This window comes from Achromobacter sp. UMC46 (assembly GCF_014170335.1).
Taxonomy (GTDB): Bacteria; Pseudomonadota; Gammaproteobacteria; order Burkholderiales; family Burkholderiaceae_B; genus Achromobacter.
In genome coordinates this window covers 1-21954 of the sequence record NZ_LZZS01000002.1, presented here as the reverse complement: position 1 = coordinate 21954, position 21954 = coordinate 1, and the positions used below count along the sequence as shown (strand labels likewise).

Below are 21954 nucleotides of genomic sequence, written 5' to 3'. Positions count from 1 at the left end.
GGCCAAGAGGGCCGCGGCCAGCGCCAGGGCGCCGTAGACGGGGGCGAGGGGATGCGGGTTGCGCATGGTCAGGCACCTGTTTGATTGGGTGCGTTTTATTGTACGGGTGCTTGGCCGCCGGCCAAAAGCAAGCGGGGCCGCATGGTGCGGCCCCGTCGGAGTCCCCGTATGGGGTGGCCAGCGTCTGCCCGTCAGGCGCGGGCGGCGCGTCGGCGGTCGATGAAGGCGCCGACTTCGCCCACGATGCCGCGGCGGAAAGCCAGCACGCAGATCACGAAGATCAGCCCGATCACGATGGTGACGGATTCGCCCAGGCGCAGGAACCAGTCCACGCCGGTCAGGTTGGCCATCATCTGGCCGAAATCGCCGACCTTGTTCTCAAGCAGCACCACGATGAAGGCGCCCAGGATCGGCCCCGTCAACGTGCCCAGACCGCCGATCAGCGTCATCAGGATGACGAGCCCCGACATCTGCCAGGTGGCGTCCGACAGCGTGGCCGACACGAACACCAGCGTCTTGGTGGCGCCCGCCAGGCCGGCCAGCGCGGCCGACAGCACGAAAGCCAGCAGCTTGAACCGGTCTACGTCGTAGCCCAGCGAAATGGCGCGCGGCTCGTTTTCGCGCAGCGCCTGCAGCACTTGCCCGAAGGGCGAGTTCACCGTGCGCCAGATGATGAAGTAGCCGATGATGAAGATGGCCATCACCAGGTAGTACAGGTTGATGTCCTTGGATAGGTCGACCAGCCCCAGCAGGGTGCCGCGCGGCACGCTTTGCAGGCCGTCTTCGCCGCCCGTGAATTTGGCCTGCAGGAAGAAGAAGAACACCATCTGCGATAGCGCCAGCGTGATCATCGCGAAGTAGATGCCGCTGCGCCGAATGGCGATGGCACCCATCGCCAAGCCCAGCAGCGCCGCCACGCCCACGCCGAACAGCAGGCCGATTTCGGTGGGGAGGCCCCAGACCTTCATCGCATGGCCGGCGGCGTACGCCGCGCTGCCCAGGAAGGCGGCGTGCCCGAAGGACAGCAGCCCGGTAAAGCCCAGCAGCAGGTTGAACGCGCAGGCGAAAAGCGCGTAGCACATGATCTTCATGGCGAAGATCGGATACACCCCGAGAAAGGGTAGAGCGGCCACCACGACGGCCAGGACCGCATAGCCCAGGAGTTGACGATTCATTTTTCTTTTCCGAACAGCCCGGCCGGGCGGATCAACAGAACGATGGCCATGATGATGAACACCACGGTGCTGGAGGCTTCGGGCCAGAACACCTTGGTCAGTCCTTCAATCACGCCCAGGCCCAGACCGGTCACGATGGCGCCCATGATGGACCCCATGCCCCCGATCACGACCACGGCGAACACGACGATGATGAGGTTGGACCCCATCAGCGGGGAAATCTGCAGGACGGGCGCGGCCAGCACGCCGGCAAAGCCCGCCAGCGCCACGCCGAATCCGTAGGTCAGCGTGATCATGCGGGGCACGTTCACGCCGAAGGCCTCGACCAGGCGCGGGTTTTCGGTGCCGGCGCGCAGCAGGGCGCCCAGGCGGGTACGTTCGATCACGAACCAGGTCGCCAGGCACACGACCAGCGACGCCGCCACGACCCAGCCGCGGTAGTTCGGCAGGATCATGAAGCCCAGGTTGGTCGCGCCGCGCAAGGCGTCGGGCGTGGGATAGGGTTGGCCCGACACGCCGTAGAAGCTGCGGAACAGCCCCTCGATCAGCAAGGTCAATCCGAAGGTGAGCAGCAGACCATACAAGTGGTCAAGCTTGTACAGATGCTTGAGCAGCAGCTTCTCGATAAGGATGCCGAATAGCCCGACGACGAGCGGCGCCAGGATCAGCATGACCCAGTAGTTCAACCCCAGGTACGACAGCCCCATCCAGGCGATGAACGCGCCCAGCATGTAGAGCGCGCCGTGCGCGAAGTTGATGACGTTCAGCAGCCCGAAGATAACGGCAAGCCCGAGCGACAGCATGGCATAGAAGGAACCGTTGACCAGGCCCAGTAATAGCTGGCCGAACAAGGCCTGTATAGGGATGCCGAAAAGGTCAGTCATCTTGTGAAAATCCTGCGCGTACGGATGGAAGCGAGCAAATTCAAGGTGCGGCCGCGGCGGCTTGCGCCTGGCCACACCTCGGGGTCACATAAGCCGGTGGATTACTTCTTGACCAGCTTGCAGGTGGACTCGGACAACTTGGTGTAGACCTCGTCGCCGGGCAGCGTCGCCACGACCTTGTAGTAGTCCCACGGGCCCTTGGATTCGGCCGGGGTCTTGACCTGCATCAGGTACATGTCGTGGATCATGCGGCCGTCTTCGCGCACGTAGCCGCCCTGGGCGAAGAAGTCGTTGACCTTGTTGGACTTCATCCACTTCATCACGGCATCGCCGTCGTCCGTGCCGGTGGCCTTGACCGCGTTCAGATAGAAGGTCAGGGCGGAATAGTCGCCCGCCTGCAGCATGGACGGCTTGCGGCCGACCTTGGCTTCGAACTTCTTGGACCAGGCGCGCGAAGCGTCGGATTGGTCCCAGTACCAGCCGTCGGTCAAGTACATGCCCTGCGTTGCCTGCAGGCCCAGCGCGTGCACGTCGTTGATGAAGACCAGCAGGCCCGCCATCTTCATGGTCTTGGTCACGCCGAATTCATTGGCGGCCTTGATCGCGTTGATGGTGTCGCCGCCGGCGTTGGCCAGACCCAGGATCTGCGCCTTGGAGGCTTGCGCCTGCAGCAAGAAGGACGAGAAGTCCGAAGCGCCCAGCGGCGCCCGCACCTGGCCTTTCACTTCGCCGCCCGCGGCCTTGACGACAGCCATCGTGTCACGCTCCAGCGCATGGCCGAAGGCGTAGTCGGCGGTCAGGAAGAACCAGCTCTTGCCGCCGTCCTTCACGACGGCGGAGCCGGTGCCGCGCGCCAGGGCCACGGTGTCGTAGGCATAGTGCACGGTGTAGGGCGAGCATTGCGCGTTGGTCAGGTCCGAAGCGCCCGCGCCGATTGCCATGAAGGGCTTCTTCTTGGCTGCGGCCACGCCGGCCATGGCCAGGCTGGTCGACGAGTTCGTGCCGGCGATGATGACGTCCACCTTCTGTTCGTCGAACCATTCGCGCACGCGGGCCGACGCGACGTCGGCCTTGTTCTGGTGGTCGGCCGAGACCACTTCGATTTTCTTGCCGTTGATCGAGCCGCCGGCGTCTTCGATCGCCATGCGGATCGCGTCCAGACCGGCTTTGCCGTCGATGTCGGAATACACGCCCGACATGTCGGTGATGAAGCCGATGCGGATGACATCGTCGGAGATACCTTGCGCGTGGGCGGTGGCCCCTGCAAATCCCAGGCCCGCCATGGCCAGTGCAGCAGTGATGGTGTGCAGCTTCATGGGATGACTCCTCTTCCCTACGGTGTAGTGTTGCCGGAGATCCGGCGGATGACAGGTTGTTTTAGACGCCCAGCAACTCGTTGAGCGTGTCCTGTTTTTCTGAAAGTTCAGCCGCTTCGAAATGCTCGACGATCTGACCGTGCTCCATGACATAGAAGCGGTCGGCCAGCGGAGCCGCGAAGCGGAAGTTCTGCTCCACCATGACGATGGTGTAGCCGCGCTGCTTCAGCGTCGTGATCATGCGGGCAAGCGCCTGCACGATGACGGGCGCCAAGCCTTCGGAGATTTCGTCCAGCAGCAGCAGGTTGGCGCCGGTGCGCAGGATGCGCGCCACCGCCAGCATTTGCTGCTCGCCGCCCGACAAGCGCGTGCCGGGCGAATTCCGGCGCTCTTGCAGGTTGGGGAACATGTCGTAGATCTCGGCCAGCGACATGCCGCCGCCCAGCGAACCCACGACCGGGGGCAGCAGCAGGTTCTCTTCGCAAGACAGGCTGGCGAAGATGCCGCGCTCTTCCGGGCAATAGCCCACACCCAGGTGGGCGATCTTGTAGGTGGGCAGGTCGATGGCCTCGGTGCCATGGATGCGCACCGAACCCTTGCGCGATCCCGTCAGGCCAAGAATGGCCCGCAGCGTGGTGGTGCGGCCGGCGCCGTTGCGGCCCAGCAGCGTGACGACCTCGCCTTGCCCCACGCGCATATCCACGCCGTGCAGGATATGCGATTCCCCGTACCAGGCTTGCAAGCCCGAAATTTCGAGTGCCGGGGTGCTCATGCATGCGCTCCTTGAAGTTCGCCGTCAGTGGTGCCCATGTAGGCTTGCATCACGGCCGGATGGCGCGAGACTTCCGCGTACGTTCCTTCGGCCAGCACCGAGCCGCGCGCCAGCACCGTGATGGTGTTGGCGATGGAGGACACGACGTTCATGTTGTGCTCGACCATCAGGATCGTGCGCCCGGCGCTGACGCGCTTGATCAGCTGCGTGACGCGGTGCACGTCTTCGTGGCCCATGCCCTGCGTGGGCTCGTCCAGCAGCATCAGTTCGGGTTCCATTGCCAGCGTCGTCGCGATCTCCAGCGCGCGCTTGCGGCCGTAGGGCAGGTTCACCGTGGTCTCGTCCGCGAAGGCGCCCAGGTCCACCTGTTCAAGCAGCGCGCGGGCGGGCTCGTTCAGTGCCGCCAGGCGCTTGTCGCTTTTCCAGAAATGGAACGACAGGCCGGTCTTGCGCTGCAAGCCGATCCGCACGTTCTCAAGCACGGTCAGGTGAGGGAACACCGCCGAAATCTGGAACGAGCGGATGACGCCGCGCCGCGCGATCTGCGCGGGGCGATCACCGGTGATGTCGATGCCGTTGAATTTGATCGTTCCCGAAGTGGGAGATAGGAACTTGGTAAGCAGGTTGAAGCAAGTGGTCTTGCCCGCGCCGTTAGGCCCGATCAAGGCATGAATCTCGCCCCGCTTGATACGCAAATCGACCCCATTGACCGCGACGAATCCGCGGAACTCCTTGGTGAGGCCTTTTGTCTCCAGGATTGTGTCATCCATGTCCGCTGCACCGGCGTTGATTTTTATGGTCTCCACCTGACGTCATTGCGACAGGCCCCCCGCGGGGTCGTGAAATACAGCGGTTGTTCGCTGATTTCCGATGAGTTGCCGGCGAGTATGCGGACCTCTTTATCAAAATTCCATGAGGGTTTTACATAGGTTTTGCAGTGCCGCATGGCGAATTGTCGGCAGGCCGACAATACGGGCCCCACAGGGCGGGAAAACCCTTTTCCCTATCCAATGCGTTGCAGCAAATGCGCGTTGATCGATACTAACGCGTCATGCAATTTCGGCGAGGGGAAACCCGGTTTTCCACGCGATGAAATAATCCCGCAATATTCCGGGCGCGGGATTCACGCGGGCGTTTTCTGTTTGAATTCGCACAGGTCCGATATGCCGCATTGCGGGCATTTCGGTTTGCGCGCGACACAGATGTAACGGCCCAGCAGAATCAGCCAGTGGTGGGCGTCCTGCATGTATTCGCGCGGCACGAATTTCACCAGTTTCTCTTCGACTTCCAGCACGTTCTTGCCGGGGGCGATGCCGGTGCGGTTGGAGACGCGGAAGATGTGCGTGTCCACGGCCATGGTGAGTTGGCCGAAAGCGGTGTTCAGCACCACATTGGCCGTCTTGCGGCCCACGCCGGGCAGCGACTCCAGCGCTTCGCGGGTTTGCGGCACTTCGCCGCCATGGTGCTCGATCAGGATCCGGCAGGTCGCGATCGTGTTCTTGGCCTTGGTGCGGAACAGGCCGATCGTCTTGATGTAGTCGGTCAGACCTTCTTCGCCCAGCGCGAGCAGGGCTTGGGGCGTGCCGTATTGCGGGAAGAACTTGCGCGTGGCGATGTTGACCGATTTGTCGGTAGCTTGCGCCGACAGCAGCACGGCGATCAGCAATTGGAACGGGCTGTCGTATTCCAGTTCGGTGGTGGGGTGCGGGTTGGCCGCCTGCAGGCGGGCGAAGATCTCTCGGCGTTTGGCTGCGTTCATGACTGCGTCGGATTGCGGCGGGCCCGGGCGCGGGCCAGCGCGGATTCAATGGCGGAACGCTTGCGGTCTTCGCCTTGCGCGTCGGCGACGGGGGCCGCCTGAGCGGATTCATCCTGAGCGGGTGCCTCTGGCGCCATCAGGCGCGCGTTGTCGGCCGCCAGGCGTTCCGTCCGGCTCGCGTGGCTGCGGTGGCGCTGCCGGCTGACCGCGGCGTCCTGCGCGCTCCAGGCGCGCCCCGCAGGCACCATCTGGATGCAATCGACCGGACAGGGCGCCACGCACAAGTCGCAGCCGGTGCACCAGTCGGCCAGCACCGTGTGCATGTGCTTGTTGGCGCCCACGATTGCATCGACCGGACAGGCCTGGATGCACAGCGTACAGCCGATGCAATGGGATTCGTCGATGCGTGCGACCAGCAGCGGACCGGGTTCGCCGCGGTCCAGATCCAACGGCAGGGGCGGCGTCTGCAGCAATGCCGCCAGCGCGGCGATGCCGTCGTCGCCGCCGGGCGGGCAGCGGTTGATCGGGGCTGCGCCTTCGGCGATGGCGTCGGCATAGGGCCGGCAGCCGTCATAGCCGCACTTGGTGCATTGCGTCTGGGGCAGCAAGGCGTCGATGCGGTCGGCAAGTGAGCGACAGGACATGTAAGGCCAATAAAAGAAAAAGGGGCCACTCGGGCCCCGTGGAATACGGATCTGGCTTGAGGGGCGCGCGGGCGGGGCCCGCGCGTCACATGCCGGACGGCGCTAGGCTGTGGTCAAGCCGATTGCCGGATGAATTCGGCAATTTTAGGACAGATCATTTCGCGCCACCGGCGGCCCGAGAAAATCCCGTAATGGCCGCAGTTGGGGGCGGTGTAGTGCGTCTTGCGTTCGGCCGGGATGTTCTTGCACAGCTTGATGGCCGCGCGCGTCTGGCCCTGCCCCGAGATATCGTCCAGTTCGCCTTCGATGGTGAAGAGGGCGACCTGCTTGATATCGGCCGGGCGCACGGTCTGGCCGTCCACTTCCCACGTGCCGTTGGGCAGCGAAAAGTCCTGGAACACCATGCGGATCGTGTCCAGGTAGAACTCGGCCGGCATGTCCAGCACGGCGTTGTATTCGTCGTAGAAGCGGCGGTGCGCTTCGGCGTCGCTGTCGTCGCCGCGCAGCAGGTCGAGGTAGAACTCGTAGTGCGACTTCATGTGGCGGTCCGGGTTCATGGCCATGAACCCGGCGTGCTGCAGGAAGCCCGGGTAGACCTTGCGGCCGGCGCCCGGATAGCGGGGCGGCACCGGGTGGATCACCTGGCTTTCAAACCACGAATAGGGCTTGGTCGTGGCCAGGCGGTTCACCTGCGTGGGGGACTGGCGAGGATCGATGGGGCCGCCCATCATCACCATGCTGCGCGGCTGGCAGGGATCGTTGGCGGTGGCCATCAGCGAGACGGCGGCCAGCACCGGCACGGTCGGCTGGCAGACCGAGATCACATGCACGTCCGGGCCCAGGTGCCGGATGAAATCCTGCACGTAGCGCACGTAATCGTTCAGATGGAAGGGGCCGGCGGCCAGGGGCACCATGCGGGCATCGACCCAGTCCGTCACGTAGACGTCGTGGTCGGGCAGCAGGGCGCGCACCGTGTCGCGCAGCAGCGTGGCGTGGTGGCCCGACAGCGGGGCGACCAGCAGGACCTTGGGGTCGTCGCGGCCAGCGGCGCGCACGTCGCGGTGGAAGTGCACCAGGCGGCAGAAGGGCTTGTCCAGCGCCACGGACTCGGTGACGCGTGCGGCCTTGCCGTTGATCCGGGTCTCGGGAAGATTCCAGGCGGGTTTCTGGTATTCCTTGCCGATTCGCGTCATCAACTCGTACCCGGCAGCCATCTGGCGGGAAATCGGGGTATAGGCGAGGGGGCTGTAGGGGCTGGAGAACAGCTGGGAACCGGCATCCGTGAATGCAGCGAACGGAGTCAGGAAGGCGCGCTGCATTTCGTGCAATTGGTACAGCATTTGGGGGAAGTCCTTCTGGGTCGTGCGTGTGCCCCGATTATTGCGCCGAGGACTAAAGATATATCCAATCAGCCTAAAGAAACTGCGGCAAAAACCGGGATTCTGTTGCTAAAAAGAGACCCGTCATCCCATTAAGCACCAGTTTAGGGCGTTTTTTTGCGCTGCCCAGAGACCAAACGGAGGATATCTGCACTACGCCTGGCCGTGCGGGATCACCAGTAATTCTCAACCGCCAGATTGCCGGGAATGCCCCGGCGGCCCGGCTTGAAGCCGCGTTCGCCAAGCAGCTTGCGGGCGTCCGCCAGCATGTCAGGGTTGCCGCAAAGCATGATCTTCGCGTGCTCGGGATCCAGCGGCAGCCCCGCCAATCGCTCCAGCCGGCCGTCCGCGATCAGCGTGGTCAGGCGCGCTTGCGGCATGCCCGGCAGGGGCTCGCGGGTGGCGATGGGCAGGTAGACGAGCTTTTGCGGATCGGCCGCGGACAGGTCGGCCAGCTCGGGCCGTTGGCCCCAGGACTCGATCTCTTCGCGGTAGGCCAGCTCTGCCGCGGTGCGCACGCCGTGCACCAGGATGATGCGGCGGAAGGCGCGCCAAGTGGCCGGGTCGCGCAGGATGGACAGGTAGGCGGACAGGCCGGTGCCGGATGCCAGCAGCCAGAGGTCGCCGCCCGGGGCGAAGCGTTCCAGCGTCAGGAAGCCGTAGGGCGTCTTTTCCACGTACAGCGCGTCGCCCGGGCGTAATTGCGCCATGCGCGGGCTGAACAGGCCGTCGGGGACCACGATGGAATAGAACTCCAGCCCGGACTCGTGCGGCGCCGACACCATGGAATAGGCGCGCCACAGGGTGGGCGGGCCGTCGGGCGCGTCTGCGCCGGGTAAACCGACCCGGGCGAACTGGCCCGGCAGGAACGCATACGCGTCGTCGCGCGTCACGCGCACGGAGAACAGCTTGTCGGGCACCCAGGTATGGATCTGGGTTACGGTCTGGCGCGTGTATTTGGAGTCGTCGGTCATCGGGGCATCGCACGATGCCGGCCGCCAGGCGGCGGCCAGCGGCCGCGGATTATTTTTCCAGGTATTGCAGCTTGTCCTGCTTGCCGTTCCAGTCGTCGGCGTCCGGCAGGGGCTTCTTGGCGCGGCTGATGCTGGCGAACTCGGGGGAGAGTTCGGCGTTCAGCGCGATGAAATTCAGTTGGTCCTGCGGCACGTCTTCTTCGGCGTAGATCGCGTTGGCCGGGCATTCCGGGATGCAGACGGCGCAGTCGATGCATTCGTCCGGATCGATCACGAGGAAGTTCGGACCCTCACGAAAACAGTCCACCGGGCACACATCAACGCAATCGGTGTACTTGCACTTAATACAGTTTTCGGTGACAACGTGGGTCATTCAGGAACTCCGGGATCGGCGGCTTTTGTGTCTTGTTGGCCGGATTTTACCCAATGCGGGCCGGATGTGCCGGTAATACCCGTATTGACATCGTGGCCCATCGCCCTGAACCCCCCGGCCCTCTATGCTATGGTGTCGCGAAACGAAACGCGCAATCATGATAATCACTTCGCTGCTCGACACCGATCTGTACAAATTCAGCATGATGCAAGTGGTGCTGCATCAGTTCCCCGCTGCACAGGTCGAGTACCGTTACAAGTGCCGCACTGTCGGGGCCGACCTGCGCCCCTATCTGGATGAAATCCGCGAAGAAGTGCACCAATTGTGCCAGCTGCGCTTCACGCAGGACGAACTGGATTACCTGGGCAGCTTGCGTTTCATCAAGAGCGACTTCGTTGATTTCCTTGGGCTGTTCCATATGCCCGAGCGCTGCATCCATATCAGCGAAGGCGACGCGCCCGGCGAGATCTCGATCGAGGTCAAGGGCCCATGGCTGCACACGATCCTGTTCGAGATCCCGGTGCTGGCCATCGTCAACGAGGTCTATTTCCGCAACACGCGCAAGAATCCCGACTGGGAAGAAGGCCGCCAACGCTTGCAGTCCAAGATGCACCTGGTGCTGGACGACCCGGCGCTGGCCGATTTCCGCGTGGCCGAATACGGCACGCGCCGCCGCTTCTCGAAAGTCTGGCACCAGGAAGTCGTGTCCACCATGAAGGCGCAGATGGGCCCGCATTTCGCGGGCACCAGCAACGTCCTGCTGGCCAAGCAGCATGAAGTGCTGCCGCTGGGCACGATGGGCCACGAGTACCTGCAGGCCTGCCAGGCGCTGGGCCCGCGCCTGCGCGATTCGCAGGTGTACGCGCTGGAGGTCTGGGCCAAGGAATATCGTGGCGACCTCGGTATCGCACTGTCGGACGTCTACGGCATGGATGCCTTCCTGCGCGATTTCGACATGTATTTCTGCAAGCTCTTCGACGGTGCGCGCCACGACTCCGGCGACCCTTTCGTCTGGGGCGAGCGCCTGTTGGAACACTACCGCAAGAATCGCGTGGACCCCCGCGCCAAGACTCTGGTGTTCTCGGATTCGCTGACGTTCCCGCGCGCCATCGAACTGGCCCGCCAGTTTGCCGGGCGCTGCAAGGTGTCGTTCGGCATCGGCACGAACCTGACCAACGACCTGGGCCACGAACCGCTGCAGATCGTCATGAAAATGGTCCGCTGCAACGGCCAGCCGGTGGCCAAGGTGTCCGACGCGCCGGAAAAAACCATGTGCGACGATCCCGCGTACCTGGCCTACCTGCGCCAGGTGTTCCAGTTGCCTCCCGCCTGAGGGCGGCTCGGGGTAAATTGCGGGTTTCCTTGTATTGATCCACCCAACCCACTCGACTCTAGGGGAATATTCATGAGCAGCATCAAGCGCTTCCACGTCGCCAAGCGCCTGTCGGACATGGCCGTGTACAACGGCGTCGCGTACCTGGCAGGCCAGGTGCCTGACGATGCCAAGCTGGACATCACCGGCCAGACCGAGCAAGTGCTGGCAACGATCGATCGCCTGCTGGCCGAAGCCGGCACCGACAAGACCAAGATCCTGATGGCCCAGATCTACGTGGCCAACATGAAGGAATTCGATGGCATGAACAAGGCATGGGACGCCTGGGTCGCCGACGGCAATTCGCCGCCGCGCGCCACGGTCGAAGCCCGCCTGGCCAATTCGGACTTCAAGGTCGAGATCGTCGTGACGGCCGCCGTCTGAGCGATATCCGCCTGCAAGCGAAAAGCCCTTCGGCATGCCGAAGGGCTTTTTTTTGGGGCAGGGTCAACGGATGGCCCGTCATCCCCCCATCAGCACGATCCCCGCCAGTAGCCCGCCCAACGCTTCGCATCGGCCCAGATCTTCCGGGGGCACCGTTTTATCCGCCAGGATCTGTTCGGCCGTCTGCGCGCCCAGCTTGATGATCAGGGGCGGGGCAACCGGGTTCAGGCGCCAGCCGGTGCAGATGCGTTCGACCTGCCGCGCCGCGCCCGCGCCGTCGCTGCCGGCGCTGATCGCGCAGGCATAGGGCAGGCCCTGGATCCGGTCCAGCACGGCGTAGTAGTTGCGGTCGAAGCATTCCTTCATTTCGCCGCTGAGGCTGGCCAGGTTTTCCGGCGCGCAGAAAAGGAACCCCTGGCTGGCCAGCAAGGCGTCGGCCCCGACGTCGGCCGCGCGTTGCAGTCCGATGCGCAATTCGTCCGCCTGCTCCAGTTGCGCCGCGGCGTCCGCGGCGCCCCGGGCGGCGGCTTCGGCCATCTGCCGGGCCGCGCCCGTGCGCGAATGCCAGACGATCAGCAGTTGCTTCATGCGTAGCGTTCCAGGGTGTCCTGCCGGTAGTACGCCCGCAGCAAGCCATACCATTCGGGCAGCGCCTGCTGCATGGGGGCGGGGTCCACGAAGAAGTGCTCCGAGCTGACGGCGAAGAATTCCGCTTCGTCCGTGGCGGCGTACGGGTCCATCGGCAGTCGGCCGTACCAGGCGTCCGCGTCCTCGCTTTCGGGGTCCACGTCGGGCGGGATGGCCGCTTCGACCGCGTCCAGCGCGGCGATGAAGCGGTCCAGGCTGTCGTCCAGGATGCGGCGCCAGGCCTGGGGCTTCAAGTCCGGGTGGGCGCCCAGCGACGGCATGCCGTCGGCGAAGCCCGAGCGCAGGTCCAGCTTGTGGGCGAACTCGTGGATGACGACGTTGAAGCCGCCGTCCGACAGCTGCGTGTCTTCCCAGGACAGCACCAGCGGGCCGCCTTCCCAGGCTTCGCCGGCCGCGTCCTCGATGTATTCGTGGACCACGCCGTCGTCGTCCTGGCGCGAGCGGGGGATGCGGAAGCTGGCGGGGTAGACGATGATTTCGTCCCAGCCTTCATAGAGCTCGGGCGCCAGGTTCAGGATGGGCAGGCTGGCCTGCGCGGCGATGGACAGGCGCATGAAGTCCGAGACTTCCAGGCCCTGCGCGCCATTGATGGTCTTGCTGGCCAGCAGCCAGGCCGACCGTGCCAGCAATTGGGCGGTTTCGCCGGCGTTCAACGCCGCCAGGAAAGGGTGGGCATCCAGCACCTGCCGCCAGAGTTCGGGCGAGATGCGGGCTTGCATCTCGGCCACCTCGGACGCGCGGGCGCCCCGGCCCTTGAGCCAGCGCAACATAAGCTTGGGTTCCTTCTATATATCGGGATAAGGCGGGGGATTCAGGGCTTGCAAGCCCTAGTGTAGAGTGTCGGGAATCTCAACCCGATCCCGCTCGACACCCGTCATGTCCGCCCCGCCTGTTCTCGACGCGCCTTCGCCTTTCGACGCTTCCTGGCGGCAGGAGGTAGGGGCGGGCCTGGATGCCGACGGCATGGCGCTGATCGACCAGGCCGTCGCCTGGGCCATCCCCCGTTTCGAAGGGCAGCAGGCGTTGACGGGCGAGCCGTTGGCCAGCCACGGCGCCGGCGTGGTCCGCATCCTGGCGGCCCTGCACACCGACGCCGCCACGCGTGCCGCGGCGCTGCTGGCCGCCTTGCCCACCGACTTGATGGCGCCCGCGCCGGCCTTGCGCAACGACCCCGTCGCCACCGCGTTCGGCGCCGAAGTCGCGCGGCTGGTCCAGGGCACCCGCGCGCTGCTGCGCCTGGGCGTCGTGGCCCGCCAGGCCAGCGATGCCGAGGCCGAAAGCGGCTCGCAGAAGGAAATGCAGCGCAAGATGCTGCTGGCGATGGCGGCCGACCTGCGCATCGTGCTGATGCGGCTGGCTTCCCGGCTGCGCACCTTGCGCTGGCACGCCGAAAGCAAGGCCCCGTGCTCCATCGCCTTCGCGCGCGAAACGCTGGACCTGTACGCGCCGCTGGCGAACCGCCTGGGCATCTGGCAGATTAAATGGGAAATGGAAGACCTGGCCTTCCGTTTCCTGGAGCCCGACCGCTACAAGCAGATCGCCCGCTTGCTGGAAGAAAAGCGCGTCGAGCGCGAAGCCTTCATCGCGGGCGCCATCGACCGCCTGCAGACCGCCTTGTCCAAAGCGGGGATCGAGGCCGAGGTCAGCGGCCGGCCCAAGCACATCTACAGCATCTGGAACAAGATGCGCGTCAAGCGCCTGGACTTCGCCCAGATGTACGACCTGCGCGCCTTGCGCATCATCGTCGACGACGTACGCGCCTGCTATACGGCGTTGGGCCTGGTGCACGAAATGTGGACGCCGCTGTCCGACGAGTTCGACGACTACATCTCGCGGCCCAAGCCCAACGGCTACCGTTCTCTGCACACGGTCGTGGCGGACGACGACGGCAGGCCGTTCGAGGTGCAGATCCGCACGCGCGAGATGCACCAGTTCGCCGAATACGGCATGGCTGCGCACTGGCGCTACAAAGAGGCCGGCGCCAAGGGTGGCCAGGTGGCGGCCTCCAGCGAATACGACCGCCAACTGGCCTGGATGCGCCAGCTGCTGGCCTGGAACAGCGATGTCGAAGGCGGTAGCGAGCCGGGCGCCAACGCGGCCAAGCCGGAGTCCGCCAAACCTGCCTCAACCAGATCAGGGCCGGGCAAGAACCGCAATGTGGTCACGGCGCCCGCGCACACCGACGAGCGCATCTACGTGTTGACGCCGCAGGCGCGGGTGATCGAGTTGCCCGCCGGCGCCACGCCGGTGGACTTCGCCTATCACTTGCATACCGACCTGGGCCACCGCTGCCGCGGCGCCCGCGTCGACGGGCAGATGGTGCCGCTGCAGACGCGGCTGTCCACCGGACAGACCATCGAGATCATTTCCGCCAAGTCCGGCGGGCCGTCGCGCGACTGGCTCAACCCCCAGCTGGGGTTCCTGGCCAGCCCGCGCGCGCGCGCCAAGGTGCGGATGTGGTTCAACGCCATCGAACTCCAGCAGCGCATCACGCAAGGGCAGGCGCTGGTCGAAAAGGAATTGCAGCGGCTGGGCAAGACGGCGGTCAACCTGGAGCAGTTGGCGCAGAACCTGGGCTTCGCCCGCGCCGACGACCTGTACGTGGCGGCCGCCAAGGAAGAGTTCAGCCTGCGCCAGATCGACAGCGTCTTCCAGCAGCCGGGGCCGGCCGTCGAACCGCAACCGGCGGCGTTGCGCCATGCGGGCTCGGGCAGCGCCGAGAAAAGCGGCAAGAGCGGCGTACTGGTGGTGGGGGTGGGGTCGCTGCTGACGCAGTTGGCGCGCTGCTGCCGCCCGGCGCCGCCGGACGCCATCGCCGGCTTCGTCACGCGGGGGCGCGGCGTGTCCATCCACCGCAGCGACTGCCACAGCTACCTGGCGCTGGCCGCCCGCGAACCGGAACGCGTGATCGAAGTGGCCTGGGGCGAGACCTCGGACAATTTCTATCCGGTGGACATCAGCGTGCGCGCGCACGACCGGCCCGGCCTGCTGCGCGACCTGTCCGAGGTCTTTGCGCGGTTGCGCCTGAACGTGGTGGGCGTGAACACGCAGAGCAAGCAGTCGCTGGCTCATATGGTGTTCACGGTGGAAGTGCGCGGGGGCGAATCGCTCGCCCGCGCGCTGGACGCCTTGGCCGAAGTGGCCGGCGTGTCCTCGGCGGCGCGCCGCTAGGACGACACCCCCAGGGCCGGGCGGCCGTGGGGGATCAGGCTTCAGTGGTCCAGGTTCTCGTGCGCGCGGTCGCGCATGAAGAACGCGGCGACCAGGCCCAGCGCCACGCCGAACATCACGTAGTAGGCCGGCGCCATCGGCGAACCGGTGACCTTGATCAGCCACGTCACGATGAACTGCGCGAAGCCGCCGAAGATCATCACGGCCACGTTATAGGCCAGGGACAGGCCCACCGAGCGCACGCGCGCCGGGAACAGTTCCGCCATCACCGTGCTGAACACGCCGAAGAAGGCCGACACGAAGAAGCACACCACGATCTGCACCGTCAGCAGGCGGCCGATCGACGGCGCGTCCGACAGCCAGTGGTACAGCGGGTACAGCACGATCAGGTAGCCGATCAGCGAACCGATCACCAGCGGGCGGCGGCCGATGCGGTCCGACCAGGCGCCCATGAACGGGGTCATCAGCACCATCAGCGCCGCGCCCGCCATCTGCACCATGAAGGTGTCCTTCATCGGCAGTTTCAGGATCTGCGTGGAATACGTCACCAGGTACGTGAAGGTGATGTAGATGGACACCGTGGCGGTCACGACCAGACCCACGCCGATCATCGTCTCGCGGGTGTGGGTCTTGATCATCTGGACCAGGCTCAGGCGCTGCACTTCACCGCGCGCGGCGGCCTGGCGGTCCTCTTCCTGCATCTGCTTGAAGACTTCGGTCTCGTCGATGTTCCGGCGGATATAGATCGCGATGGGAACGATCACCAGACCGAAGGCGAACGGCAGGCGCCAGGCCCAGTCGGCGATCTGCTGCTGCGTGAAGAACTCGGTGATCAGCGTGCCGCAGGCGGCGCCGATCAGCAGCGCCAGCATCTGTCCGGCCATCTGCCACGACCCGTAGAAGCCGCGTTTGCCGTTGGGGGCCATTTCGATCAGCAGTGCCGTGGAGGTGCCGAACTCCCCACCCGCCGAGAAACCTTGCAACAGGCGCGCGATCAGGATGAAGATCGGGGCCAGGATGCCGGCGGCGTGATAGGTCGGGGCGACCGTGATCAGCGCGATGGACACGGCCATCAGCGACGTCACCATCACCATCGCGGCCTTGCGGCCCTTCTTGTCGCCGTACAGGCCCAGGATGATGCCGCCGACGGGGCGCATGAAGAAGCCGACGCCGAAGATCGCCGTCGTCATCAGGATGGCGTTCAGCTCGCTGCCGGGCAGGTTGGGGTCGGTGGGGAAGAACAGCTTGGCGATGATCGGCGTCATGAACGCGAACACCAGGAAGTCATACCATTCGAGGGCGTTGCCTATCACTGCGGCCACGATGTTGCGTGTGGGGACTGCTTTGTGCTGCACGATTTCTCCTTGGGGGCATTTTCCGATCCGGGCGCCATTCTAGGCGCTTAACCCGTGAACGGCGCCCGATGCCGTCCAAGACGCGGGCGCTTCCTGGCTTTACACTTCTGCTTTTCCCCAAAAGAGAAGTGACATGAACGCGCGCACCTGGCTGGAAACGCTGGTGGGTTTCGATACCACCAGCCGCAATTCCAATCTTGCCCTGATCGAAACCGTCCGCGATTGGCTCAAAGGCCAGGGCGTCGATGCATGGCTGGCGCACAACCCCGAGCGCACCAAGGCCAACCTGTTCGCCACCTTGCCGGCGCAAGACGGCAACCAGCAGGGCGGCATCGTCCTGTCGGGCCACACCGACGTGGTGCCCGTGGATGGCCAGGACTGGAGCACGGACCCGTTCAAGCTCGTCGAGAAAGACGGGCTGCTCTATGGGCGCGGCAGTTGCGACATGAAGGGGTTCATCGCCGGATCGCTGGCGCTCGTGCCGGAATTCCTGGCCATGCCGCGCAAGAAGCCGATCCACCTGGCGTTCTCCTATGACGAGGAAGTCGGCTGCGCCGGCGCGCCGTACATGCTGGCCGACCTGCTCGAGCGCGGCATCCGCCCCGAAGGCTGCGTGGTGGGCGAACCCACCGGCATGCAGGTGGTCGTGGCCCACAAGGGCATCAACCTGTTCCGCTGCAAGGTGCATGGCAAGGCGGCGCACTCGTCCCTGACCCCGCGCGGCTGCAACGCCATCGAATACGCCGCCCGCCTGATCTGCCGCATCCGCGACCTGGCCGACAGCTTCAAGGCCAACGGCCCGTACGACCAGTTCTACGACGTGCCGTTCTCCACGATGACCACCAACCAGATCCGTGGCGGCATCGCGGTCAACACCATTCCCGAACTGTGCGAATTCACCTACGAATTCCGCAACCTGCCGGGCATGCAGCCCGACGAGATCCAGGCGGAAGTCGAAAAATACGTGCGCGATGAGCTCTTGCCGCGCATGAAGGCCGAATTCGACGGCGCCAGCATCGAAATCGAGACCGGCGCCGCCGCACCCGCCCTGGAAGCCTCCGAGGAAGCCGCCATCACCCAGCTGGTGCGCGCGCTGACCGAAGACCGGACCACCCGCAAAGTGGCCTACGGCACCGAGGCCGGCCTGTTCCAGGGCATCGGCATCCCCACTGTCGTCTGCGGCCCCGGCCACATCGAACAGGCCCACAAGCCCGACGAATACGTCGCCCTGGACCAGATGGCCTCGTGCGAGACCTTCCTGCGCCGCCTGGGCCAATCGCTTTAGGCGCCGGGCGGGGGCGGCCGGGCAGGGGACTTCCCGCCCCGGCCGGGCCCGGGTCAGGTAAAATGACGGGTTGCAAACCGGATTTGCGGCCGGCAGTGGTCTGCCGCGATACCGGGGGAGATGCTTGGTGAAACCTTACGACTTTCCGGATGCCAAGGGCCATTTCGGCCCTTATGGCGGTGTTTTTGTGGCGGAAACGCTAATGCACGCGCTCGACGAGCTGCGTGCCGCCTATGACCATTACCGTGTCGACCCCGCCTTTCTGGAAGAGTTCAACTACGAACTCAAGCATTTCGTCGGCCGGCCCAGCCCGGTCTACCATGCCCGCCGCTGGTCGGAACAGCTGGGCGGCGCCCAGATCTGGTTCAAGCGCGAAGACCTGAACCACACCGGCGCGCACAAGGTCAATAACTGCATCGGCCAGGCCCTCTTGGCCAAGCGCATGGGCAAGCCCCGCGTCATCGCCGAAACCGGCGCCGGCCAGCACGGCGTGGCCACCGCCACGGTGGCGGCCCGCTACGGCATGGAATGCGTGGTCTACATGGGCAGCGAAGACATCCGCCGCCAGGCGTCGAACGTCTATCGCATGAAGCTGCTGGGCGCCACGGTGGTGCCGGTCACTTCCGGTTCGCGCACCTTGAAAGACGCGCTGAACGAAGCCATGCGCGACTGGGTCACCAACATCGAAAACACGTTCTACATCATCGGCACGGTGGCGGGTCCCGACCCCTATCCCCGCATGGTGCGCGACTTCCAGACCGTCATCGGCAACGAATGCCTGACGCAGATGCCCGAGGCCATCGGCCGCCAGCCCGACTACGTCGTGGCGGCGGTAGGCGGCGGCTCCAACGCCATGGGCATCTTCCATCCCTATATCCCCTACGAGAACGTGCGCCTGATCGGCGTCGAAGCCGCAGGCGAGGGCATGGACAGCGGCAAGCACGCCGCATCGCTGGCCGCCGGCCAGGTGGGCGTGCTGCACGGCAACCGCACCTACGTCATGCAGGACGCCGACGGCCAGGTCCAGGAAACGCATTCCGTCTCCGCCGGTCTGGACTACCCCGGCGTCGGCCCCGAACACGCCTGGCTGAAAGACACCGGCCGCGCGGAATACGCGGGGATCACCGATGAAGAGGCCTTGAAGGCGTTCCACGACTGCTGCCGCATCGAAGGCATCATGCCTGCGCTGGAGTCGTCGCACGCCATCGCGCAAGCCGCGAAGATGGCCGCCACGCTGCCGCGCGACGCGGTCATCCTGGTCAACTTGTCGGGCCGTGGCGACAAAGACATGCATACCGTCGCCGAACGTGCCGGTATCGAGCTCTAATACATGACTACTCGCACTGATCGCATCGCCGCCGCCTTTGCGCGCACCGCCGAATCCGGCCGTGCCGCGGCGCTGATCCCCTATATCGCGGCAGGCGATCCTTCGCCTGCCGCCACCGTTCCCCTCATGCACGCACTGGTGGAAGCCGGCGCCGACGTGATCGAGCTGGGCGTGCCGTTCTCGGATCCCATGGCCGACGGCCCGGTGATCCAGCGCGCGGCCGACCGCGCCATCGCGCAGGGCGTGGGCCTGACCCGCGTGCTGGAACTGGTGGCCGAATTCCGCCAACGCGACACCTCCACCCCGGTGGTGCTGATGGGGTACGCCAACCCGATCGAACGCATGGGCCAGACCGCATTCGCGGTCAACGCCGAAAAGGCGGGCGTGGACGGCGTGCTGGTCGTGGACTATCCGCCTGAAGAAGTCATCGAGTTCGCCGCGACCTTGGGCGAACACGGCATTGCCCCCATTTTCCTGCTGGCCCCCACCTCCACCGAGGCCCGGATCCGGGCCGTGGCGGAAGTCGCGCGCGGCTACGTGTATTACGTGTCGCTCAAGGGCGTCACGGGCTCGGGTTCGCTGAACACCGACGACGTCGCCGAGCGCGTGGCCGTCATCCGCCGCCATGTGCGCGACATCCCGGTGGGTGTCGGATTCGGCATCCGCGACGCCGAAAGCGCGCAGCGCGTGGCGCGCGTGGCCGACGCGGTGGTCATCGGCAGCAAACTGATTGAAACGATGGAGCAGGCGGCGGCTGACGCCCCGGCTGCCCAGAAAACCGACGCTGCAGTCACCGCCGCCAGCGGCTGGCTGCGCACCATCCGGCAAGCGCTGGATCAAGTAAAACGAGAAGACGCGTCGGCCTGAACGGCGGGCGCGACCTCATACGGGATGAAACATCAATGAGCTGGATCGAAAAACTCCTGCCTCCTCGCATCAATAAAACCAGCGACAGCGGCGCGCGCCGCGTTCCGGAAGGCCTTTGGGTGAAATGCCCGTCGTGCGAATCGGTGCTGTACAGCGAAGACTTGGCGGCCAACCTGCACGTGTGCCCGAAGTGCGACCACCACATGCGCATCGGGGCCCGCGCCCGCATCGATTCGCTGCTGGACATGGAAGGCCGGGTCGAAATCGGCCAGAACACGCGCTCCGTGGACACGCTGAAGTTCAAAGACACCCGCAAGTACCCGGAACGCCTGCAAGAGGCCGTCAAGCAAACCGGTGAATCCGATGCGCTGGTGGTCATGAGCGGCTCGATCCGCGGCGTGCCTGCGACTCTGGCCTGCTTTGAATTCGAATTCATGGGCGGGTCGATGGGATCGGTGGTGGGCGAGCGCTTCGCGCGCGGTGCCCAGGCCGCCCTGGACAACAAGACGCCCTTCATCTGCGTGGCAGCCTCTGGCGGCGCGCGCATGCAGGAAAGCCTGCTGTCGTTGATGCAGATGGCCAAGACCAACGCCATGCTCACCCGCCTTTCGGCGGCGGGCCTGCCGTTCATCAGCGTCCTGACCGATCCCACCATGGGCGGCGTGTCGGCCAGCTTCGCCTTCATGGGCGACGTGGTCATCGCCGAACCCAAGGCGCTGATCGGTTTTGCCGGCCCCCGCGTGATCGAACAGACCGTGCGCGAGAAGCTTCCCGAAGGCTTCCAGCGCGCCGAGTTCCTGTTGCAGAAGGGCGCCATCGACATGGTCATCGACCGCCGTCAGCTGCGCGAGGAAATCGCCCGTCTGCTGGCGCTGCTGACCAACCAGCCGGCGGACGTCGTTACTGCCTGATCGCCGGGTTCGGGCGCGCGTCTTTCCACGCAACCCGCCCCGAAAAAAAGCCGTCGCGGGCCTTAGGCCGGCGGCGGCATTTTCATTGGCGCGTCATGAATATTCGTTTCGGGCCGGACCGGGTTTGTATCGAATGTGAGTGCGTTTTTCGGAACAGTGTTTTCCACGACTGATTGTTGCCATATTGCGACAATCGTCAAGCCATGCGGCCCGGATTTTGATATGTTGCCGGTTAGACCTGAAATCCACGGAGTTATCTATGCTGTCGACCAAGAAGAAAATGCTCACGGGCCTTGTCGGTTTGGCTCTTGCCGGCGCTGCCACCTTGGCTAGTGCGCAATCCTCAGAGGGCACGCAAGGCGGCGTCAGTATGCATTACGGCATTGGCGACCATTATCAGCGCTTCACGCTGAACTACGAAACGCCTTCTGTTTGGACCTACCAGTTCGGCGGCAATTGGGGCCGCCTGGACCTGACGCCCGAGCTCGGCGCGTCCTACTGGTGGGCGGACGGTTCGCGTTCGCCGGGCCATGTCTGGCAATTGAACGCCATCCCGATGTTCCGTTGGTGGACGGGTGAACGCTTCTATCTCGAGGCCGGCATCGGTGCGACGGTATTCTCCAGCACGCGCTTCGCGAACGAGAACATCAGCACGGCGTTCCAGTTCGGCGATCACATCGGCATGGGTTTTCTGCTGACCCCGAACAACCGCATCGGCGTGCGCTATTCGCACTTCTCCAACGCCAGCATCAAGCGCCCGAATCCGGGCCTGGACATAGTTCAGCTGACGTACACGTACCAATTCTGAGCACTAGCTGGCGGTATCTCGAAGCCCTCGATCGCGAGGGCTTTTTTTTGGCCCGGCACAGGGGCTCAGGCGATGGGCATCACTGGCGCCAGGCAAAAAAAAGCCCCCATCACGTGAACTGACCCCCAGAAGTTGGACGGTCAGAAGCTAAAGCCCGAAGGCCTGAGCTCGGTATTGCACCGGGCTCAGGCCTTTTAGCTTGAGCTTGATGCGGTCGTGATTGTAGTAACGGATGTACTGCCTGATGCCCACCTGCAACTGGTCGATGCTCTCGAAGCGGTTCAGGTGGAAGAACTCGGCCTTCAACGTCCCGAAGAAGCTCTCCATGGCGGCATTGTCCAAGCAGTTTCCCTTGCGTGACATGCTCTGCGTCACTGACCGGGCGGCGAGCATGCGACGGTAGTTGGGCTGCTGGTACTGCCATCCCTGGTCGGAGTGCAGGACGGGGCGGTCTGCCGGACGTAGCCGAGCCAGCGCCTTTTTCAACATGCTGCCCACGAGCTTGAACACCGGTCGTCGGCTGGTTTCGTAGGCCACGATCTCGCCGTTG

General features: G+C 64.8%; 22 protein-coding genes. 8 read left to right on the top strand and 14 right to left on the bottom strand.

Annotated elements, in window-relative coordinates; genetic code table 11:
* Positions 1-191 precede the first annotated feature (191 nt).
* The 10 genes from A9973_RS00415 to fdxA all read right to left on the bottom strand — a co-directional run bounded on the left by A9973_RS00415 (position 192) and on the right by fdxA (position 9276).
* Complete coding sequence (locus A9973_RS00415) at positions 192-1175, bottom strand: branched-chain amino acid ABC transporter permease (protein ID WP_183011818.1); 984 nt, start codon at positions 1173-1175, stop codon at positions 192-194.
* Positions 1172-2059: a branched-chain amino acid ABC transporter permease gene (locus A9973_RS00410; RefSeq protein WP_183011817.1), complete on the bottom strand. Its 888-nt coding sequence runs from the start codon at positions 2057-2059 to the stop codon at positions 1172-1174. The genes A9973_RS00415 and A9973_RS00410 overlap by 4 nt, the downstream gene beginning before the upstream one ends.
* Before the next feature lie 101 nt (positions 2060-2160).
* Positions 2161-3375 (bottom strand): ABC transporter substrate-binding protein, encoded by a 1215-nt coding sequence (locus tag A9973_RS00405; protein WP_183011816.1) that lies wholly within the window; start codon positions 3373-3375, stop codon positions 2161-2163.
* Between the two features lie 61 nt (positions 3376-3436).
* On the bottom strand, positions 3437-4147 hold the full coding sequence (locus tag A9973_RS00400) for an ABC transporter ATP-binding protein (protein ID WP_006223796.1): 711 nt from the start codon (positions 4145-4147) through the stop codon (positions 3437-3439).
* Positions 4144-4917: an ABC transporter ATP-binding protein gene (locus tag A9973_RS00395; protein WP_183011815.1), complete on the bottom strand. Its 774-nt coding sequence runs from the start codon at positions 4915-4917 to the stop codon at positions 4144-4146. The genes A9973_RS00400 and A9973_RS00395 overlap by 4 nt, the downstream gene beginning before the upstream one ends.
* 353 nt (positions 4918-5270) lie before the next feature.
* Positions 5271-5906, bottom strand: a complete 636-nt coding sequence (gene nth / locus A9973_RS00390) for an endonuclease III (RefSeq protein WP_183011814.1) — start codon at positions 5904-5906, stop codon at positions 5271-5273.
* On the bottom strand, positions 5903-6550 hold the full coding sequence (gene rsxB / locus A9973_RS00385; protein ID WP_183011813.1) for an electron transport complex subunit RsxB: 648 nt from the start codon (positions 6548-6550) through the stop codon (positions 5903-5905). The genes nth and rsxB overlap by 4 nt, the downstream gene beginning before the upstream one ends.
* Positions 6551-6663: 113 nt before the next feature.
* The gene (locus A9973_RS00380) at positions 6664-7890 is read right to left on the bottom strand and encodes a polyhydroxyalkanoate depolymerase (RefSeq protein WP_183011812.1); all 1227 of its coding nucleotides are present in this window, start codon (positions 7888-7890) and stop codon (positions 6664-6666) included.
* A gap of 212 nt (positions 7891-8102) precedes the next feature.
* Positions 8103-8903, bottom strand: coding sequence for a ferredoxin--NADP reductase (locus tag A9973_RS00375; RefSeq protein ID WP_183011811.1), 801 nt, complete (start codon positions 8901-8903; stop codon positions 8103-8105).
* Between the two features lie 49 nt (positions 8904-8952).
* On the bottom strand, positions 8953-9276 hold the full coding sequence (fdxA, locus tag A9973_RS00370; protein ID WP_006218015.1) for a ferredoxin FdxA: 324 nt from the start codon (positions 9274-9276) through the stop codon (positions 8953-8955).
* 157 nt (positions 9277-9433) lie between these two features.
* Between fdxA and pncB the strand changes: the two genes are divergently transcribed.
* Both pncB and A9973_RS00360 read left to right on the top strand, forming a co-directional pair.
* Positions 9434-10609 carry a nicotinate phosphoribosyltransferase gene (pncB, locus tag A9973_RS00365; protein ID WP_183011810.1) on the top strand — a complete coding sequence of 392 codons (1176 nt, stop codon included), beginning with the start codon at positions 9434-9436 and terminating at the stop codon, positions 10607-10609.
* Positions 10610-10681: 72 nt separating this feature from the next.
* A complete protein-coding gene (locus A9973_RS00360) occupies positions 10682-11032 on the top strand; it encodes a RidA family protein (protein WP_169273743.1) in 351 nt (116 codons plus the stop codon).
* 78 nt (positions 11033-11110) lie between these two features.
* On the opposite strand, the gene A9973_RS00355 is transcribed toward A9973_RS00360, so the two are convergent.
* Both A9973_RS00355 and A9973_RS00350 read right to left on the bottom strand, forming a co-directional pair.
* Complete coding sequence (locus A9973_RS00355; protein WP_183011809.1) at positions 11111-11620, bottom strand: flavodoxin family protein; 510 nt, start codon at positions 11618-11620, stop codon at positions 11111-11113.
* Positions 11617-12450, bottom strand: coding sequence for a zinc-dependent peptidase (locus A9973_RS00350; protein WP_183011808.1), 834 nt, complete (start codon positions 12448-12450; stop codon positions 11617-11619). Before A9973_RS00350 ends, A9973_RS00355 begins: the two co-directional genes overlap by 4 nt.
* Before the next feature lie 106 nt (positions 12451-12556).
* On the opposite strand from A9973_RS00350, the gene A9973_RS00345 reads away from it, so the two are divergent.
* Positions 12557-14851, top strand: a complete 2295-nt coding sequence (locus A9973_RS00345; protein ID WP_183011807.1) for a bifunctional (p)ppGpp synthetase/guanosine-3',5'-bis(diphosphate) 3'-pyrophosphohydrolase — start codon at positions 12557-12559, stop codon at positions 14849-14851.
* Positions 14852-14892: 41 nt separating this feature from the next.
* Here the strand turns inward: A9973_RS00345 and A9973_RS00340 are convergent, their stop codons facing one another.
* Complete coding sequence (locus A9973_RS00340) at positions 14893-16206, bottom strand: MFS transporter (protein WP_183011806.1); 1314 nt, start codon at positions 16204-16206, stop codon at positions 14893-14895.
* 133 nt (positions 16207-16339) lie between these two features.
* Between A9973_RS00340 and argE the strand changes: the two genes are divergently transcribed.
* From argE to A9973_RS00315, 5 genes are all read left to right on the top strand, one after another.
* Positions 16340-17491: an acetylornithine deacetylase gene (gene argE, locus A9973_RS00335; RefSeq protein WP_088587970.1), complete on the top strand. Its 1152-nt coding sequence runs from the start codon at positions 16340-16342 to the stop codon at positions 17489-17491.
* Positions 17492-17618: 127 nt separating this feature from the next.
* Positions 17619-18818, top strand: coding sequence for a tryptophan synthase subunit beta (trpB, locus tag A9973_RS00330; RefSeq protein ID WP_183011805.1), 1200 nt, complete (start codon positions 17619-17621; stop codon positions 18816-18818).
* A gap of 3 nt (positions 18819-18821) precedes the next feature.
* Complete coding sequence (trpA, locus tag A9973_RS00325) at positions 18822-19685, top strand: tryptophan synthase subunit alpha (protein WP_183011804.1); 864 nt, start codon at positions 18822-18824, stop codon at positions 19683-19685.
* A gap of 35 nt (positions 19686-19720) precedes the next feature.
* A complete protein-coding gene (gene accD, locus A9973_RS00320; RefSeq protein ID WP_183011803.1) occupies positions 19721-20596 on the top strand; it encodes an acetyl-CoA carboxylase, carboxyltransferase subunit beta in 876 nt (291 codons plus the stop codon).
* 259 nt (positions 20597-20855) lie between these two features.
* Positions 20856-21404 (top strand): acyloxyacyl hydrolase, encoded by a 549-nt coding sequence (locus A9973_RS00315; RefSeq protein WP_183011802.1) that lies wholly within the window; start codon positions 20856-20858, stop codon positions 21402-21404.
* A gap of 147 nt (positions 21405-21551) precedes the next feature.
* On the opposite strand, the gene A9973_RS00310 is transcribed toward A9973_RS00315, so the two are convergent.
* Positions 21552-21954 (bottom strand): IS3 family transposase (locus tag A9973_RS00310; protein ID WP_183011801.1); only part of this gene is annotated, 403 nt, incomplete at its 5' end.

Bases quoted from the DNA above. Each gene is read 5' to 3' on its own strand.
- A9973_RS00360 (WP_169273743.1), top strand. From the start codon at position 10,682: ATGAGCAGCATCAAGCGCTTCCACGTCGCCAAGCGCCTGTCGGACATG.
- A9973_RS00400 (WP_006223796.1), bottom strand. From the start codon at position 4,147: ATGAGCACCCCGGCACTCGAAATTTCGGGCTTGCAAGCCTGGTACGGG.
- trpA (WP_183011804.1), top strand. From the start codon at position 18,822: ATGACTACTCGCACTGATCGCATCGCCGCCGCCTTTGCGCGCACCGCC.
- A9973_RS00380 (WP_183011812.1), bottom strand. From the start codon at position 7,890: ATGCTGTACCAATTGCACGAAATGCAGCGCGCCTTCCTGACTCCGTTC.
- pncB (WP_183011810.1), top strand. From the start codon at position 9,434: ATGATAATCACTTCGCTGCTCGACACCGATCTGTACAAATTCAGCATG.
- A9973_RS00315 (WP_183011802.1), top strand. From the start codon at position 20,856: ATGCTGTCGACCAAGAAGAAAATGCTCACGGGCCTTGTCGGTTTGGCT.
- A9973_RS00405 (WP_183011816.1), bottom strand. From the start codon at position 3,375: ATGAAGCTGCACACCATCACTGCTGCACTGGCCATGGCGGGCCTGGGA.
- accD (WP_183011803.1), top strand. From the start codon at position 19,721: ATGAGCTGGATCGAAAAACTCCTGCCTCCTCGCATCAATAAAACCAGC.
- argE (WP_088587970.1), top strand. From the start codon at position 16,340: ATGAACGCGCGCACCTGGCTGGAAACGCTGGTGGGTTTCGATACCACC.
- A9973_RS00355 (WP_183011809.1), bottom strand. From the start codon at position 11,620: ATGAAGCAACTGCTGATCGTCTGGCATTCGCGCACGGGCGCGGCCCGG.
- A9973_RS00375 (WP_183011811.1), bottom strand. From the start codon at position 8,903: ATGACCGACGACTCCAAATACACGCGCCAGACCGTAACCCAGATCCAT.
- nth (WP_183011814.1), bottom strand. From the start codon at position 5,906: ATGAACGCAGCCAAACGCCGAGAGATCTTCGCCCGCCTGCAGGCGGCC.
- A9973_RS00410 (WP_183011817.1), bottom strand. From the start codon at position 2,059: ATGACTGACCTTTTCGGCATCCCTATACAGGCCTTGTTCGGCCAGCTA.
- fdxA (WP_006218015.1), bottom strand. From the start codon at position 9,276: ATGACCCACGTTGTCACCGAAAACTGTATTAAGTGCAAGTACACCGAT.
- A9973_RS00350 (WP_183011808.1), bottom strand. From the start codon at position 12,450: ATGTTGCGCTGGCTCAAGGGCCGGGGCGCCCGCGCGTCCGAGGTGGCC.
- rsxB (WP_183011813.1), bottom strand. From the start codon at position 6,550: ATGTCCTGTCGCTCACTTGCCGACCGCATCGACGCCTTGCTGCCCCAG.
- A9973_RS00415 (WP_183011818.1), bottom strand. From the start codon at position 1,175: ATGAATCGTCAACTCCTGGGCTATGCGGTCCTGGCCGTCGTGGTGGCC.
- A9973_RS00345 (WP_183011807.1), top strand. From the start codon at position 12,557: ATGTCCGCCCCGCCTGTTCTCGACGCGCCTTCGCCTTTCGACGCTTCC.
- A9973_RS00395 (WP_183011815.1), bottom strand. From the start codon at position 4,917: ATGGATGACACAATCCTGGAGACAAAAGGCCTCACCAAGGAGTTCCGC.